Origin of the sequence: Paenibacillus polymyxa M1 (assembly GCF_000237325.1) — a bacterium.
GTDB classification, from domain to species: domain Bacteria; phylum Bacillota; class Bacilli; order Paenibacillales; family Paenibacillaceae; genus Paenibacillus; species Paenibacillus polymyxa_C.
In genome coordinates this window covers 735758-752500 of the sequence record NC_017542.1, presented here as the reverse complement: position 1 = coordinate 752500, position 16743 = coordinate 735758, and the positions used below count along the sequence as shown (strand labels likewise).

Annotated in this window: 13 protein-coding genes (1 of these 13 running past the window's edge); 3 read left to right on the top strand and 10 right to left on the bottom strand. The window is 43.0% G+C overall.

What is annotated here, in order from left to right; translation table 11 throughout:
- From PPM_RS03355 to PPM_RS03335, 5 genes are all read right to left on the bottom strand, one after another.
- On the bottom strand, positions 1-959 hold the 5' portion of the coding sequence (locus PPM_RS03355; protein WP_013369285.1) for an MFS transporter. The gene continues 325 nt to the left of window position 1, outside the view; 959 of the gene's 1284 nt are visible here — the first part of the coding sequence; it begins with the start codon at positions 957-959; the stop codon falls past the left edge of the window.
- Between the two features lie 77 nt (positions 960-1036).
- Positions 1037-1702: an ArsR/SmtB family transcription factor gene (locus PPM_RS03350; protein ID WP_013369284.1), complete on the bottom strand. Its 666-nt coding sequence runs from the start codon at positions 1700-1702 to the stop codon at positions 1037-1039.
- Between the two features lie 150 nt (positions 1703-1852).
- On the bottom strand, positions 1853-4195 hold the full coding sequence (locus PPM_RS03345) for a glycoside hydrolase family 2 TIM barrel-domain containing protein (RefSeq protein ID WP_013369283.1): 2343 nt from the start codon (positions 4193-4195) through the stop codon (positions 1853-1855).
- Between the two features lie 78 nt (positions 4196-4273).
- A complete protein-coding gene (locus tag PPM_RS03340) occupies positions 4274-5068 on the bottom strand; it encodes a Nif3-like dinuclear metal center hexameric protein (RefSeq protein ID WP_013369282.1) in 795 nt (264 codons plus the stop codon).
- Positions 5069-5195: 127 nt separating this feature from the next.
- The gene (locus tag PPM_RS03335) at positions 5196-5759 is read right to left on the bottom strand and encodes a 5' nucleotidase, NT5C type (RefSeq protein WP_014599451.1); all 564 of its coding nucleotides are present in this window, start codon (positions 5757-5759) and stop codon (positions 5196-5198) included.
- A gap of 494 nt (positions 5760-6253) precedes the next feature.
- On the opposite strand from PPM_RS03335, the gene PPM_RS03330 reads away from it, so the two are divergent.
- Positions 6254-7237, top strand: a complete 984-nt coding sequence (locus PPM_RS03330) for a glycoside hydrolase family 5 protein (protein WP_013369280.1) — start codon at positions 6254-6256, stop codon at positions 7235-7237.
- Between the two features lie 111 nt (positions 7238-7348).
- Here PPM_RS03330 and PPM_RS03325 read toward each other — a convergent pair whose 3' ends face one another.
- Together PPM_RS03325 and PPM_RS03320 are read right to left on the bottom strand one after the other, a co-directional pair.
- Positions 7349-9703 (bottom strand): beta-galactosidase, encoded by a 2355-nt coding sequence (locus PPM_RS03325; RefSeq protein WP_014599450.1) that lies wholly within the window; start codon positions 9701-9703, stop codon positions 7349-7351.
- A gap of 77 nt (positions 9704-9780) precedes the next feature.
- Positions 9781-11067: a cellulase-like family protein gene (locus tag PPM_RS03320; RefSeq protein WP_013369278.1), complete on the bottom strand. Its 1287-nt coding sequence runs from the start codon at positions 11065-11067 to the stop codon at positions 9781-9783.
- Positions 11068-11317: 250 nt separating this feature from the next.
- Between PPM_RS03320 and PPM_RS03315 the strand changes: the two genes are divergently transcribed.
- Both PPM_RS03315 and PPM_RS03310 read left to right on the top strand, forming a co-directional pair.
- The gene (locus PPM_RS03315; protein ID WP_013369276.1) at positions 11318-12199 is read left to right on the top strand and encodes an AraC family transcriptional regulator; all 882 of its coding nucleotides are present in this window, start codon (positions 11318-11320) and stop codon (positions 12197-12199) included.
- An 84-nt stretch (positions 12200-12283) separates the two neighbouring features.
- Positions 12284-13258 (top strand): bile acid:sodium symporter family protein, encoded by a 975-nt coding sequence (locus PPM_RS03310; protein ID WP_013369275.1) that lies wholly within the window; start codon positions 12284-12286, stop codon positions 13256-13258.
- 67 nt (positions 13259-13325) lie between these two features.
- Here PPM_RS03310 and PPM_RS29390 read toward each other — a convergent pair whose 3' ends face one another.
- The 3 genes from PPM_RS29390 to PPM_RS03300 all read right to left on the bottom strand — a co-directional run bounded on the left by PPM_RS29390 (position 13326) and on the right by PPM_RS03300 (position 16337).
- Entirely contained in the window at positions 13326-13487 is a 162-nt protein-coding gene (locus PPM_RS29390; RefSeq protein WP_014599449.1) for a hypothetical protein, read from the bottom strand.
- A gap of 60 nt (positions 13488-13547) precedes the next feature.
- Positions 13548-15215: an AraC family transcriptional regulator gene (locus PPM_RS03305; protein ID WP_014599448.1), complete on the bottom strand. Its 1668-nt coding sequence runs from the start codon at positions 15213-15215 to the stop codon at positions 13548-13550.
- Positions 15216-15374: 159 nt separating this feature from the next.
- The gene (locus tag PPM_RS03300; protein ID WP_014599447.1) at positions 15375-16337 is read right to left on the bottom strand and encodes an ABC transporter substrate-binding protein; all 963 of its coding nucleotides are present in this window, start codon (positions 16335-16337) and stop codon (positions 15375-15377) included.
- Positions 16338-16743 lie beyond the last annotated feature (406 nt).

The window sequence follows — 16743 nt, the reverse complement described above, 5'->3', positions numbered from 1 at the left end:
GTTACAGCCGAAGCCAGCGCCAGCGCTATACGACCAATCTTATCGACAAGAATACCTGTAATCAGAGACGGAAGATACATAGCGCCAATATGAAAACCGATGACTAATCCTACTTCGCCAAGTCCATGTCCATGATGCTTCATATGTACGGGAGTCATCGTCATAATCGCAACCATGACAATTTGAGTTATTATCATAATTAAAGCGCCAAGAGTAATTCCTTTTTTGCCATCACGAGTAGCTTCAAGATCAGAAGACGACTGGCTTCCTTGTGCCGCCTGATTCGCAACCGCTTTGGCTACCAATAAAGGATCTGGATGAAGAAGTAGCAATAATATTATGCCTGCTAGTGTATAGGCTACAGCCGCTAAAAGAAAAGGTCCCGCTAAACTGGGGACTCCAATGGATAACGCAAACTCTCCCGTAACGTTAACTAAGTTGGGACCGGCTACCGCTCCGATCGTTGTAAAGACCATAGCCATACTCGCAGCTGTTGCTCTCTGCTTTGAATTCGCGAGATCTGTACCGGCATAACGAGCCTGCAGGTTTGTAGCCGTTCCCGATCCATAAATAAGAAGGGAGACCAAAAGCAGGGTAATACTATTCATAAGAGCTGCAACAACGACACCGATCGCCCCAACTCCCCCTGCAATAAAACCGAGTCCCAACCCCATCCGTCGGCCAAATCTTTGGGAAAACCGACCAACGAGGAGCGCTGCAACCGCTGATCCAAGTGTAAATAGTGCTGTAGGAACCCCCGTGAACTTATCCGTACCCAGCATATCTTGCGCCAATAACGCACCCACGGTTACTCCGGCAGCCAGTCCGGCGCCTCCAAAAATTTGAGAGAAAATAACGGTGATAAGCGTACGACGATACAGTTTTTTTTGCTTATCTGAAGATTCCACATAGGAATTGATAAGCGCTTGCTTCTTCTGCGAAGCATTCGTCAAATTCATTAAGGCTAACATCCTCCCCTGATTCCCTTCAAAACAGTTATCTGTTTTTCATCAAAAAGTGACAAGCATTCCAATCTTCATGAACCTGTCACTTCGTTAAGAATAAAGTCGTTCCAATCGTGAACACTCTTATCCAAGTGTCTAGCTTCGAAACCATGAGCTTGCAACAATTCAATAGCTCTAACCGCCATTAAGCAATACGGGCCTCTGCAATAAGCCACAATCTTTGAGTCGGCTGGCAACAAGGATAACTGCTCCGCTAATTCTTCAATTGGAACGGAAACAGCTCCCGGTATATGCGCAGTTTCATATTCATCTCGTGGCCGTACATCCAGAAGTGTGACTTCCCCTTTTTCCATCCGCATTGCCAATTCTTCCATTGTGACTCCTTCAACATCTGAGAATTGACCCAAAAATTGCTCCTTAATATGCTGAACTTCAATTAACTGCTTTTCAGACAGGTCATACAGTGAATTTAAAAAGTGCAAAACAGATGAATCAGAAAGTTCATAATACACAAAGTTTCCCTGCTTTTTGGATTGAACCAACTTAGCCTGATATAGAGTTTGTAGATGCTGAGAAACATTGGCAACGGACATCGAAGTCATTTTAGATAGAACTTCAACTGATTTGGGTCCTTGTATGAGAATATCAAGAATTTCCAACCTTTTCGGGCTGGACAAGCATTTTCCAATCCGTGCGTATTCGGTGAAAAGACCATCTTTGAAATCTCGTTCGTTCACTATCAAACACCCCATTAATTAAACTATTCAATTAACTTCTTTAATTATGAAATTATAAATCTTCCTTTTTTTCATGTCAATTCTGAAATATATTCAGTTTTCACGCAAAAAAAGCCAGCTGCATGAGCTGGCAAATATCCATTTTCCCCTTTATTCCACTTTCAGACTGACTTCTCCCTGTAACTCCCCATCCGCTGAGGCTTGAAGCAACAGCTCACCAGCCACATCCCCGGATTGTACAATCACAAGACATCTTCCTCTGTGTGTTCGTCTCTCTTTCCCCTTGTAGGGTTCATCACTGGTGAGATCTCCATTGTCTATTCCAAGGATACGACCATCACCATGCAGTTCAAAGCTCAAATCAACATCCTGGTTGGGTACAACAATCCCATGTTGATCTATAACGGTTACTTCCACATGAGATATTTCATGCCCATCAGCAGGGAGAATCGCCCGATTAGCCTCCAATTTTAGTGCATAAGGAAGCCCAGCGGTGGTCAGTTCATGCTCACAAACCTGCTGATTCCCATTACGGCCTATAGCCCGAATTTTTCCTGGCGTATAGGGAAGTTCCCATAGGATTAAATGATTAGGGAAATCGGTCAACTTTCTCTCACCGTATGATTCCTCGTTCACGATCAATTCTACGCTCTCACAATTGGTAAAGGTAACCAACCCTATCAGTTTTCCTGCGTATTCAGGAAATGTCCAGTGATCTTCCATAGTCGGCGATTTCCAGTGCATTGTCCATGTGGGATTATATTCCGATTTCATATGATCGTTAAATACGGCTATGTGCACAACTGGCTGATCAGACCATAGACTTTGTTGGAGATAAGATACAGGTTTGCGGAACCCACATGTGTCGATCAGTCCGGAGGACCATCCTTTAGAGGGGTAGCTTGTTTCTCCCAAATAGTCTATTCCACTCCAAACAAATTGACCGATCACATAATCATGATTAGCAACATCAAACCAGGGATTCAGGGGTAAATAACCTTTAACCCGGTTATCTTTACCCCGATAGTATGGGAATGTCTCTGTTCCGAGGATAAGCGTATCCGGCATGGCTGCTCTATAGTGCTCATACCACTGTTCCTGATAGTTCAGCCCTAGCACATCCACTCGTTGTGCCAGCAGCTTGGTATGCTCCACCTTGGATTCAATCGAACCATCACGCAGGCTGATCGGTGTATTATGCGGCTCAAGCGCACAGGTAACAGGCCGGGTTGGGTCTTTTTTATGGCAAAAGGCAACGAGTTTCTCCAGCATGTTTAGCATGGACGGTTGACCTTGATTCTCCACTTCATTACCAACGCTCCACATCAAAACACTAGGATGATTCCTGTCTCTAACAAGCATGGTCTCCAGATCCTTTTCCCACCATTCATCATATAGATGTTCATAGGAAAGAGATTTCCATTTATCAAAAGCCTCATCAACCACCAAAAAACCCATCTGATCACATAAGTCTAATAGTTCGGGCGCCATAGGATTATGAGCAAAACGGATTGAGTTACAGCCCATTTCCTTCAGCTTCTCCAGCCTTCTCTTCATTGCTGTATCATGATAAGCAGCTCCCAGGCAGCCTAAATCATGGTGAATGCACACTCCCTTCAGCTTCAAGCTGCTTCCATTCAACAATAATCCTTTTTGAGAATCGAGGATCACTTTTCTTATACCAAAAGGGGTACGATAACGATCCACCTCAGTATTGTCGCAATAGATCGTCGTTTGGGCTTCATAGAGCACTGGATGGTCCGGTGACCATAATTCCGGCTCTAAAACTCGTGTTTTCTGCTCAATTTCCTCTGATTCTAAGCCTGCAAGGGTTACTCGGTTTTCAATTTTCCCTTTTAGTTGTCCCTGTGAATCCAATATTTCAGTCATAATCGTACACTCTACAGCATGCGCATAATGATTACTTACCTGGATTCTGGCACTCACCTTGGCTTCATCTGGTGAAATTTCAGGTGTGGTAATATAAGTGCCCCATTCGGTTATGTGAAGATAATCCGTATAAATCAGCCAGACATTACGATAAATACCGGCCCCTGAATACCATCTGTCAGGTGGAAGAAGCGTATTGCCCACTTTGACGGCAATTACGTTCTCCTCATCCCACCGAATATATGGAGTCAAATCATACTGAAAGCTAACATATCCATAGGGCCGCTTGCCCACAAAATGCCCATTGAGCCAAACCTCACTATTACTGTGAATGCCATCGAATTGTATGTATACGCGCTGTTTTGGAGAGGAGGGCTCCACATTAAAATGCTTTCTGTACCACCCGACGGACCACCTGGGCAAATAGGCTTGATTGCCGCCATACGGCATATGTGGATCAAACGATTTTTCAATACTCCAATCATGAGGGAGATGAAGGTCCCGCCAATGCCCATCGTTATAATCTGTCTTCTCAGCACCTGTGTAGTTGCCCTCTACGAATGTCCAATCTGTTCTGAACGGCATAATCACTCTGCTTCCCATTATCTTGCCTCCATTTCATAAAGTAGATGAACGGATATAAACAACAATGTGGGATGATCATCATAGGTATGGTCTCGCTTACAATATTTCAAACACGGGGCGATCCTCGACAAAGTAGACGGGGAGCGTTGGAAATTGGAGGGAAAGTGTATCAGCAAGATACTTCATACCAGGCGCTTCACTCTCAGCATGTCCCAGCATGATAAGTGCTTTATTTTGCCCTTGATAGACAGCGTCTTTCACATATTCTGGTGTTTCCCATTCGGGCCCTTCACCAGCAATGACCAGGTCTACATTTTCATGTAGAAATAATGGTATGGCTAGTTCACCACCTCCCCTATATCCGACTAAGATTCCCACTCGTTCACACGGCATGGATACCTCACCAGCTACTCGTACATAACGAATATGAAGTTTGGCTTTCATATATTCAGCGATCTCCTTAACTTCCATAGCCGGAATAGCCAAAATGGCGGAAGAGGGCTGCTGTTTCACAACGTAAGGGTGCCAATCAAGCACCTGAAGAAGTCCAACCATCACTCCATCTGGCTGATAACGGTGTATGGTGTCATGAAAACGATAAATCCCTACGCCTGAGTCGGCGACCAGGCGAGATTTGTGCAAATAGACAGGATCATGTAGTAAACATTCCTGGATACCGTGATGGCTATAATACATACCTTCATGCGTAATAATAAAATTCGCGCCAAGCGAAATAGCTTGTTCTATTACATACTGTGACGCGCAGAAAGCGGTTACAATTCCTTGAATCTCAGTATCCCTAAGCTCTGGGTTAAGCAGATCTACGGTCGTATTGGGTATGTCTATTCCCTTTGTCAGATGAATCACCATCTGCCCCATAGTCATGATCATACATGTATCCCTCCCCATGAAAAATATGTATCAATTGTACCATTTTATTCTATCATGGGGCCTATTATTTCTAGCAAAACAGCCAGCTCCAAGGGAGCTAGCTGTTTTTGCGAATGCATCTATTTTTTTATTTCAGAACTCCCAAAATGGAGTCGATTCGTTCTTTTGCTCCTTGCCAAGATGCCATGACCGGGAATGCATATTGCTCTCTTGCTCTCAAATTCCATGGATGAGGAATACAAAGCACCTTCTTCCCGTCCTCCAGCGCAGGCACTAGATTATGGGGACCATCATCAATCAGGAGATCATAGTTAATCAGATTCTTTCGTTTACATGGGAAAAAATTCTCCATCGGAATGAATGGCATATGCCTCTGAAGCCAATTCCATTTCTCCACGACGGTTTTTGGTTCTGCCGCTGTCACAATAATGACATCAAAAGCATTGCAAAGCTTCTCCATTTCTTCTACAACATACTCGTCATATAGCTCAAGTTCCTCAAACAAACCCGGTCGTCCATAAAATACATCATGTGTGCTTTTGGGATGACGTAGATGATCGGTGTTCCAATCTAACATGTCTTCATAATGAAGCGGATGAGTGGGAAATTCACTATTGTTATGGTATATAGCCCGTTTGACGAGATGACAGATCGTATCGTCCATATCGACTGCTATGATTGGTTTTCTCATCATCTGCCCCTATCTATTCTGGTAAAAGTATTACGAGAATATCATACAACAATTTAATACCGGGGTGAAGCTTGACATGGGCTATACTGTCGGTTCCTCAGATGACTCCTGATAGCTAACCAAACATATTGTTAGGTTGGTTTATATTCAACAAAGAAATCATAAAAATTAGTTAGGTTTTATTTTAATATTTTTAACTAAATTACCAACGTAAAAAATCAAGAAAACACATTATAATAGAGAGAAAATCCATCATAAAACCTTTAAAAATCACACTTTAATAAGAATTCCATACAGATATACTCCAAAAACAAAAATAAATTAAAAAATCAATTGAATAACAAATTCACAAATGATAGAATAACGAAAAATAACTTCTTCAAAAATGAAAGCGCTTTACATTGTGTTTAGCTTACTGCTATTTACATACTTACATACCTACTCCACCTCTATATAGCAGGAAGTTGAATAATATATTTTAGGGAGGAATAGAAGTGAACGCATTGTTAAGAAAAGCATTATTGTCTGGACTCGCTGGTCTGCTTATCATGATTGGTTTGGGGGGATTCTTCTCCAAGGCGCAAGCTGCTTCAGGATTTTATGTAAGCGGTACCAATCTGTATGACTCTACAGGCAAACCGTTCGTTATGAGAGGCGTCAATCATGCTCACACTTGGTACAAAAACGATCTTTATACTGCTATCCCAGCAATTGCTAAAACAGGTGCTAATACAGTCCGAATTGTCCTTTCTAACGGAAACCAGTACACCAAGGATGACATTAATTCCGTGAAAAATATTATCTCTCTCGTCTCCAACCATAAAATGATTGCTGTACTTGAAGTTCATGACGCTACAGGTAAAGACGACTATGCGTCTTTGGATGCAGCAGTGAATTACTGGATTAGTATAAAAGATGCTCTGATCGGCAAGGAAGATCGGGTTATCGTGAACATTGCGAACGAATGGTATGGCTCTTGGAATGGAGGCGGTTGGGCAGATGGGTATAAGCAAGCGATTCCCAAGCTGAGAAACGCAGGCATCAAAAATACGCTCATCGTCGATTGTGCTGGATGGGGACAATACCCTCAGTCTATCAATGACTTTGGTAAATCTGTGTTTGCAGCTGATTCTTTGAAAAATACCGTTTTCTCCATTCATATGTATGAATTTGCTGGCAAAGATGTTCAAACGGTTCGAACCAATATTGATAACGTTCTGTATCAAGGGCTCCCTTTGATTATTGGTGAATTTGGCGGTTACCATCAGGGAGCAGACGTCGACGAGACAGAAATCATGAGATACGGCCAATCTAAAAGCGTAGGCTGGTTAGCCTGGTCCTGGTATGGCAATAGCTCCAACCTTAATTATCTTGATCTTGTGACAGGACCTAACGGCAATCTGACCGATTGGGGTCGCACCGTGGTAGAGGGAGCCAACGGGATCAAAGAAACATCGAAAAAAGCGGGTATCTTCTAAAAAGACAATAAGAATATAAAAAGGCTCATGGTTGAACGACCATGAGCTATTTATTTTTAATACTTTGTACTAAAGTATTCGCTGAGCGCTTCTGATCTTGCACTCCCTGATTTACAGGGTGATTTTAATTTCATACACGGGTACGATGCTGACCGTGCCAATATCCGCGATTCGTTCCTCCGCAGTCTCTTTCCAGCCAGCCATGGTCGTATTGCTGTTTAGAACCTTGCCCTTTCGAATTGGAGCAACGTATACGTACATCCCTCGCTCGATAAGCCGATGTTCAAATGATTTCAAACCTATTTCCCAGGTTGTGTGGTTACAGAAATTATCGTGAATCAGTTCACCGTCAATAAATGCATAACCAATGTCTCCCGTATAATCGATACGCAACAGAGCCTCTTTGATCCCATTGAAGGCATTTATTTCGAAATCAAGAACGAATTTATCATGGTTCACCCTTTTCAGATTAAATTGTATTTCTTTCTTAGGAACCCTTAACAGATACATTGTAAATAATTCACTTTCTGTTGTTGCAAACAACTCTCCACCAGATATAGATGTGATTGAGTCGTCAAAATCCGGGAATACACTCAGTGCTACAATCTCCTGATCTGTTGATTCCAGTCTTATCTCATCTTCGGATACAAGTAAATTGGCACTCGTCAAGATAACTCTGTCCCGACCTTGCAGGTTAACCTTCCAAAACTCCAAGCTTTGTTCATCAGTCATCGTGTAGATGGCGACTTTTAAGCCACTTTCAAATACCAGGCGGATAAGACTCTCTTCCTCTTCAGCAATCTGAATGATCGTATTCCCATCCAATTGTTCTATCGAACCTTTGTCGATTGTGGCACTGATGATATCTTTTGACTCCAATGCATACGTTCCTTTCATCCCGTCCGGTACAAAGAAAAAATAATATATTTCTTCTTCTTCTATCCTTGTTATCAGCTGTGCTGTTGCATATTTGAGCTTTATTCCATCCAAATTGAGGTTAAATGGCAATATAGCGAAGCTATCACGTCCTAACGTTAGTTCACCTTGACTAGGGATTACAATCGTTTCCTCAGCCAGCTCGATGCTTACATTAAAATCGTACAGGTCATGATTTTCAACATGGTCCTGGAAATTATTTAGAAACAGGTAGCCCGACCCGGCACTGGAGCGCACCGCATATCGTAAGGTATCCACATCATAAGGGTCCATTCGGGACGTGTCCTCTGGCAGTATAGTCTTCGTCAGAGAGAATTGCTTTTGGAATGTTGAAAGAAAATAATGCTGCAGCTTTGTTCTTCGGTATGACTCCCTGATCTGACCAAATTCTCCGATCATGGCATTAAAATCATAGGATATTTTAGGTGTAGCCAGATCGTTTGTGAACGGGTTAACCTTACCTCGAGGATTGGAGCCCCCATGATACATATAGTATCCGATCAGGTTACAGCCTTCTGCAACCTTCATGACTGTCATCGCTGGAACACTACGATAAGGAAATGCAAACCGGTATTTATAAAACTGAACCATGCCGCCACCCATTTCGCAGCAAGCGTACGGATAGTCTTCCGGGGCGTATAGGGGCTCAAAATTGTAGCTCTTCGGAATCTTGTTATTATGCTTGTCTCGGAAAATGTATTCCGGTGTCGCAGGATGCTCGTCCTTCCCCTCCAAACGTCCCTCTTCGTAATAGATCCACGGCCAGTAGGCATACCCGCCCCATAATGGCAGCATATCAGGAACAGGCGTTGTCGCTCCTCCCCAGCCTGTGCATGTATAGATCGGGGTATCAATCCCTGCTTCCAAAGCTATTTCTTTAAGCTTTAACATAGGTGAATTACCGTCACTCCCAGAGTTTAACCACGTATCATTAATCCCTACAGTCAATCCCCACTGAGCAGAGGAATGATGATGCTCGTTTTCGATTTGGGTGCCGATGATCGGCCCACCCTCCTTATATAACAGCCCTTTAACCTGAATACCAATTTCGTTATACATTTTTCTTGTATAGAACAGATACCCCTCATCATTAGAACGAACCTCAAATGGGCGGCCGAATAGCCAATCCGGTATACCGCCGTTTCGGATTTCGCCATGATTGAAGGGGCCGATCCGGATAATGACATATAGCTGATGTTTGCCGCACAACTCAATGAAATGACGGAGGTTTTTGTTTCCGCTCCAATTAAAACTACCTTCAACTTCTTCATGTAGATTCCAAAAGATATAAGTAGCAATAATATTGACGCCACCCATTTTTATTTTAATAATTTCGTCTTCCCAATAGCGTTCATCATAGCGTGTATAATGGAATTCACCACAAATCCCGAAAAAAGGCTCTCCATCCTTCTCCATAAAATAGTTGGTGAATCCGATTTGTTCTCCCTTTGGGTTGGTGCCGCCAAGTTTAAGATGTCCTTTCACAATCTGCTTGTGATCATCTTGGACCGTAATTCGATAGTTTCTCATGAAGTTCACTCCCCTCACTCATTCATATTGAATGACACCGGCATCTTAGAGACAACAGGTTGTCTAAGAAAGAAACTCTAATTTGAATTTAGGATAAATTGGTTCCACTTGCGCTGCCAGGCTATATCATTCCAGAATGGATGATGCGGAGCACAGTTGGAGCAGAGAGTCATTCCCCAGAACCCTAGTGCCATTCCTTTTCGCAACACATATTCGGCTATATATTTACCAACTGGACCTTCTTCAAATTGGGCATACAGCGGCGTATAGCCTACATAACCTTCTCCTATGACAATTGGAATACCGGAATGACGGGTCCATTCATGAATCTCTTCCAATCGGGAGTCGGCCTTCTGCAACATGGCCATTTTATGATCCCCGTACCGATCGTACAAAAATAAATCCCATTGATCCGGATCTACCCAGTCGTGCAAATAAATAAGCCTCATGCCAACGGGGTTGCCTTCCATCCGCCAATTCTGCTCTGGAGGCAGAATCCATTCTGCAAATGGAGGGGCTTCTTCCCTCAATAGGGATTGGACGAAGGGATTGGGGAACGGAGCCAGCTCATCATCAAGCCCTGCCGCTTCCATAAGCTCATTCAGCACCCCTTTAATATAAAGATGAAAATGGGCCACCTGCATATTGCGCGCCACGTAAGCTTTGGGGTAGGCTTCATTTAACGTATAGCTGGCTGTCATCATCATATCTGGATGGCATTGGCGAAGATATTCAATCGCTTCTTCTACATAGGGCTGCATTGCTTCAACAAGCGCTGGTATGTTCGTTTCCGCTATGCCCACAGACGTTCCGACAGCGTTTAACTGCCCAAATTCCACTTCGTTATGCAACTCTGTATAGACAATCCGATCCCTATAGCCTTCTGCTGTAACAAAACGAATCAACTGATCCATTGATTTGGCAATGGCCATAAATCTTTCCTTAGGAGGGATCGCAGCTAATTCATCTCTAAGCTCAGTATGAGCCAGGAAGGTCGGACTCTGCTGATATTCCCAAGAGGATAATATAATGTAACAGTTATGTGCCTTGGCCTGCCTAAACAGCTCGAGCAAATGAGCATGCCCATCCAGCACTGCGCCGCCCCGACAGTTATACCAGCGCGTACGCTGGCCCACTTTCCCAAGGCTCGCAAACTCCAAGGAGCCAGTACGTTTGCCATCCGCCGTAAACAACATGAAGGGCATGGCGCATATTCGGATCGTATTGTAGCCTCTTTCGACTGCTTCCTGAAAACGAGCTTCCAGATCGCTGTAGGGCTCCCCCTCCTGGGTCATGGTGTACCAAGAGAAGTCCCACATCGTAATCGTCAGTTTGTGCGGTACATTTCTCATCAGACTAGTCATGTGAACTCCCCTCCCAGCCCCAGTCCATAGGGTTCAATGCTCTTTAATTCAATAGCCTTCCGCAGCCCTTCTACAGCCTGTTCAATCTGTACAGTTCTCTTCACGCTCAACTCATCACTCCCTCATAGTCACTCTTATACAAAAGCTTACAAGTAAGCGATATCACATACAATTGACAATCCACTGTTTATGATGGACTATATACGTATTTCATCATTAGAGCCGCCTACGGCTGGGAGATAAATAGCTTATGAATAAGAAAGCTGATGAATTTGAGCGTAAAAAGGTATATGTCCTTCCACCCTATATGCTGAATAAATTAAAAACAAATCCGCTTACAAAAAATTTATATATTACGGATATAGGCTACTTCAGCCATGCCCGCCATCATTTTCGCGAAAGAACACACGGCTGTAACTCTCATATATTCATTTACTGTGCGAGTGGACAAGGCTGGGTGCGAACCAAGGATAACCTAACCATTGTCCTGAAAGAGCGAAGCTTTGCTTACATTCCTAGGGACATGCCGCATGCTTATGGGGCTGACGATGAAGATCCATGGACAATTTACTGGTTTCATCTTCAAGGGGATCAAATGGATGATTTTATGGCGTTGTTTGAGCCGTTTAAAATGTATATTTCAATGGCCGCCAGTGATGAAATCAAACTGCTGGAGCTATTTCATCAGTGTTACGACCTTTTACTGAACAAATCATACTCCATGATACATTTAGTTCAAGTGTCGCAAACTATCCGTTATCTGCTAAGTTTTGTTGTATCCGTTGCTTCTCGCAAGGAAGACAGCACATACCAGAGCCATGTCGATAAGGCCACACGTTATATGGGAGAACAATTGGAATCTACCGTTTCACTTGATGAGCTGAGCCGGTATGTTCAGGTATCCAAGCAGCATTTAAACTTGATATTCAAGCAATCAACCGGCTACTCTCCTGTCGATTACTATTTAAGAATGAAAATTCAGAGGGCCAGTCAGCTCTTGGATTTAACGAATGCTTCTATTAAAGAAATCAGCTTACAACTTGGTTTTAGGGACCCTTATTACTTCTCCAGGCTATTCAAAAAAATAATGGGCTGCTCTCCTCTGGATTACCGACATAATTTAAAGGGCTAAATCATAGATGATCTTCCCCCTACACGGATCATTTACGGATCAAAGAGCAAGGTCTATACTTAAGTTCAAAAAAGGAAGTTTTGTATGCTCCTAACGTTGAATCGAAGACTAAATGCAGCTATGCCGCTAATCACACCCATCAGCATTCTCATCGGCGTCCTCATCGGTACGCCGTTGTCCCAATATACCGAGCTTTCTCCCTGGCTGTTTGCATTCATGACCTTCGCGGGCAGTATCGGTATGGGGTTCAAGGATTTTATCCATGTGATCAAGCATCCTGGTCCGCTGATTGCCTGTCTGTTTATTCTTCACCTAGCCATGCCGCTTCTCGCCATGATGCTTGGGCATCTGGCTTTCAGTGATGATCCTTATACGATTACTGGACTGATTCTTGGCGCGGCTATCCCTACCGGCATTTCCAGCTTTGTGTGGGTCAGTATCTACAAAGGCAATACAGCGCTGACATTGGCGATCATTCTTATTGATACAATTTTGGCTCCGTTCGCCGTACCCGGCATCATGTCTCTGTTGATCGGAGCGAATGTGCAGCTTGATACCTGGGCGATGATGCAGAGCCTGTTCTGGATGATTGTCGTTCCTTCACTAGTTGGCATGGTGTTGAACGAATGGACCAAAGGAAAGATTAAGCAGGTGTGGGGACCTCGGCTGGGCCCGTTCTCCAAGCTGGCCATGGCTCTTGTCGTCATGATTAACGGATCTGTCATCGCACCTTACCTGGTCGATTTTAATCTCAAGCTTGTTGGAGTATGCGTCTCCATCATTATCCTTGCCTCCACAGGGTATGCGATAGGTTACCTCATATCAGGGCTGATGCGGTGGAATAATGCAGACCGTACGGCGCTTGTCTTTAACGGCGGCATGCGCAATATTAGCGCGGGGGCTGTGCTTGCCATTACCTACTTCCCGGCTCCGGTAGCGCTGCCCGTTGTACTTGGAATGATTTTCCAGCAGTCCACGGCATCTCTGGTCGGATTTCTGCTGAGTCGTCGCGACCGCGCCAACGCTAAGAATAAGCGCAGTACGGTCTCTGCTTCTTAAAATCGAAGCGGTTCTAATTATCAATAAAAAAGCCGCCAATATGGCGGCTTCTTTATGATTACCTGTATCAATCCTCACTCATTACCTTATTTAGTTTTTCATAAACAGACAATAAGGACTCTCTTTCTTCTTCGGTTAGGTTTTCAAATAGTTTTCTTCTAAGCTTTCGTCCTTCTTCCTGCGCTTTATTTAGCATTTCGTCACCAGCGTCAGTTATTTGCAGGTACACAATCCGCCGGTGCTCCCGCTATAATTCTAAGACATTTGCCAACTCACGGCTCTGCGCTGATCACTTAATTTTCTTATTAAAAATATACGGCAGCACCTCTAGCAACTGTCCGCGTGTAATGGGATCATCATAATTCCATATACTATCCACAAAATGAGTCTTACTGCTACTTAGATCGGCTAAAGCCGCGATATGTGGACAGTGAGCAACGGTTTGCAATTCCTGGCGAGAAGCCAAGACGAAATTACGGTCTCCCGCATAGTGGTTCATTTGATGCTGCTGAATTTCTATCCATGCTTGCCCTTGCTCGATTAGGTGCATCACATTGGCAGAAGGACGAAAGCCAAGAGATTCATACAAGGTGGCAGCCAATCCGCTCTGGCCCATAATATAAAGTTTTGCACCAAACTTGAGATAAACAGTAGCTGTCTCCCCAGCAACATAAGCATCTGCTAATTGCCTGCGTACCCATCTTACTTTGTTCTCATATCTGGTAATCCACTTCTCCGCCGCTTTACTACGTTCAACTAGTTTAGCAATATACCGTAACCGCTCAAATAGTCTAAACTTACTGTTCAATATAACAGTAGGAGCGATCGCATCTAGTTTCTGCAAATCTTGTTCGGGATGAACATAGCTAAGCAATAATAACTCCGGCTGCAGTTGTGCAATTTTATCTGGATCTGCCCAATGCCCGATATTATGAATATTTCGCAACTTATTGTGATAAATCACGTTATCTTTCATGATAGAGATGGCCGCTCCTATAGGGGGCATGGCTAAAACAAGTAATTCTCCAAGCGTAAATTTGCCATCAGTCACGATACGTGTTGTATCTTTGGGAATATGAATCTTTCTGCCAAATGAATCGATAACTGTTTTTTGCCCGGTACGAAGATGAATATTCTCATACTCACGCGGGGTGTGTCCAGTTAATTTATGAAAGCACCGGCTGAAATAGTATTCATCCTTAAACCCAATTTTTCGAGATATTTTGCCCAATGTCTCGGTGGAATTACACAGAAGTCTTTTTGCGTGGTTTATACGTAATTGGACCAAATAATCATTTGGCTTTTTGCCGGTCATTATTTTAAACTTTTGACTATATTGCCACCTGACCATTCCAGCCATGTTAGCAAGTTTTTCAACTGTTAAGTCCTCATCATAATGCTGTTCCATATACTGTACGGTTTGTTGAACCAAGTTTATCTTTTCATTGTTCTGCAACTGGGAAACTTGCTCATCGAACTGAGCCATCAACCCCAGAATGAGCTGAAGTCTACCTTGCATCATAGCCATTTCTGATGTGGATAGATAGGAACAACATTGGTTACTTGTCCATGCTTCATTTCCTAATACTCGATTGACTTGAGAAATCAACAGATTATAGGGGTAACCACAAAGCAAAGGTGGATGAGCAACCGGATTCAAAGTCATTCCTTCTACTTTAAAGGTTTCAAAGGTAAAGCGTGCAAGCTGTGCCTCTTTGTTACTTGATTCCATAGTGTAGCGTTGTACAGGCAAAACCAGAATGCAGCTTCCTTGTCGCAGATCGATTGCAATATTGTCTACATACAGCCGTATGCCGTGACTGAGTGCTATCAATAATGTGCATAATTTTGTTTCATTGTCATTCATCCCCTCATTGTGGCCGTTCGCTGGAATTATCTGGTCAACTTGAAACCTATCATAGTGTTGCAGCCTAATATACAGGGGTGCTAGATTCATAAGCAACTCTCCAACAATTGAAAATGAGAATCATTATCGTCATTGTAACATATAATGACCTGCTTTCAACTATAACTATAGTTCAGCTTTTAATAGTTGGAGTATGTGCTATTTTAGAAAACTAGCGATATAAAGAACTGAATGTGCCAAAATAAGTTCTTACTGTTGGTCCATCCATTGTGGCATCTGTTTAAACAATTGCTCCAAAGCTAACAAATTATCTGTATTCCATTCACTGGGAACAACATGAACATTTCCCTTTTGAACTGCAGGCAAAGTTGCCCATATCGGTCTTTGTAGCAGTCGGTCAGCTTCTGTTTTACTTTCACCATCATCTTGTACAACTACAAACAAATGATCACCAGCAAATTCTGAAAGCACTTCTTCTGAAATATTAACGAAAGACACGCCTTTTTTATCAAGAATATTCTTCTGTACAGCTGGTGGGACGGCAAAACCGTTCTCCCCATAAATAATAGCACCCAGGCTACGATTGCCCATAACATAAAGTGTTTTACCCAACTGGTAGAAAATTGTCGCTGTCTCCCCATCTGCTAATTGAAACTTATCAAACATTTCTTTCGACTGTGCTTTAAACTTAGCAATTATTTGAGCTGCCTCTTCCTGTTTGCCGAAGATATTTCCAATCTCCTTTACACGTTCTGTATAAGGAAGAGCTGGGTTAAAGGGGATAGTAGTAGCAATTTTCGACAATGCCTCATTATGATCTGCTTCTGCCTTGTAATAACCATTAATAATCAGATCGGGTTTTAAATTCAGAATCGTCTCTAAGTCACCAGGATTTCCAACATCAACGATTCCTTCAAATCTACCTTCATAGTAACTAGGAGTATCTTGGGGAAGGTTATTACCGACAATTGGAATATCCATCGCCAAGAAATCACCAATTGTCTGGCCAATATAAACAACTCGTTTTGGATCTGCAGGTATTTCAACCTGTTGACCTGTTATCGTTGTATATTGAACAGTTTTCTCACTTTCCTCTTTCTGTTCATCAGACACGCTGCTATTAGCATTAGAAGTACTGCATGCCGATATTATCAATAACAAGAGGAAACTCCCTAACCAGAGTATAATTTGCTTTCCACGTTGTTTCTTCACACCTGTTACCCCTTTCCTTCTCTCTATTAATTGAAAATGGTTATCATTTACGGCATTATTATAGGTAGTGTGAAAAGGGGAAACAATGAAAAAAACACAAAGGTTTATTTGGATAAATGTCAATGATCGTATTATTATCTCAACCCAACTACTAGCAGCCATCCCCGCCTTTGGACATAAACTCTGCAGACGAGCCAAGCGATAGTTCGTAATGATAAGGTCGCCTTGTAATCCTCCCCTCAGAACATTGAGAAGCTGTTCAACTGTTCTGCCCGTTAGTTCAATAAAAAGGTCATTCCCTCGCCTTCGCTTAGGCTACGTACTCTGAAAATCACCGACTAATTCATTGAACCTCTTAAGAATCATCTGAGTTTTTGGTAGTAGTTGCAATTGCTCCCCAAACGAA

Coding starts and splice junctions, on each gene's coding strand:
- PPM_RS03305 (WP_014599448.1), bottom strand. CDS start 15,215: ATGAATCTAGCACCCCTGTATATTAGGCTGCAACACTATGATAGGTTT.
- PPM_RS03310 (WP_013369275.1), top strand. CDS start 12,284: ATGCTCCTAACGTTGAATCGAAGACTAAATGCAGCTATGCCGCTAATC.
- PPM_RS03345 (WP_013369283.1), bottom strand. CDS start 4,195: ATGGGAAGCAGAGTGATTATGCCGTTCAGAACAGATTGGACATTCGTA.
- PPM_RS03335 (WP_014599451.1), bottom strand. CDS start 5,759: ATGAGAAAACCAATCATAGCAGTCGATATGGACGATACGATCTGTCAT.
- PPM_RS03340 (WP_013369282.1), bottom strand. CDS start 5,068: ATGATCATGACTATGGGGCAGATGGTGATTCATCTGACAAAGGGAATA.
- PPM_RS03320 (WP_013369278.1), bottom strand. CDS start 11,067: ATGACTAGTCTGATGAGAAATGTACCGCACAAACTGACGATTACGATG.
- PPM_RS03315 (WP_013369276.1), top strand. CDS start 11,318: ATGAATAAGAAAGCTGATGAATTTGAGCGTAAAAAGGTATATGTCCTT.
- PPM_RS03325 (WP_014599450.1), bottom strand. CDS start 9,703: ATGAGAAACTATCGAATTACGGTCCAAGATGATCACAAGCAGATTGTG.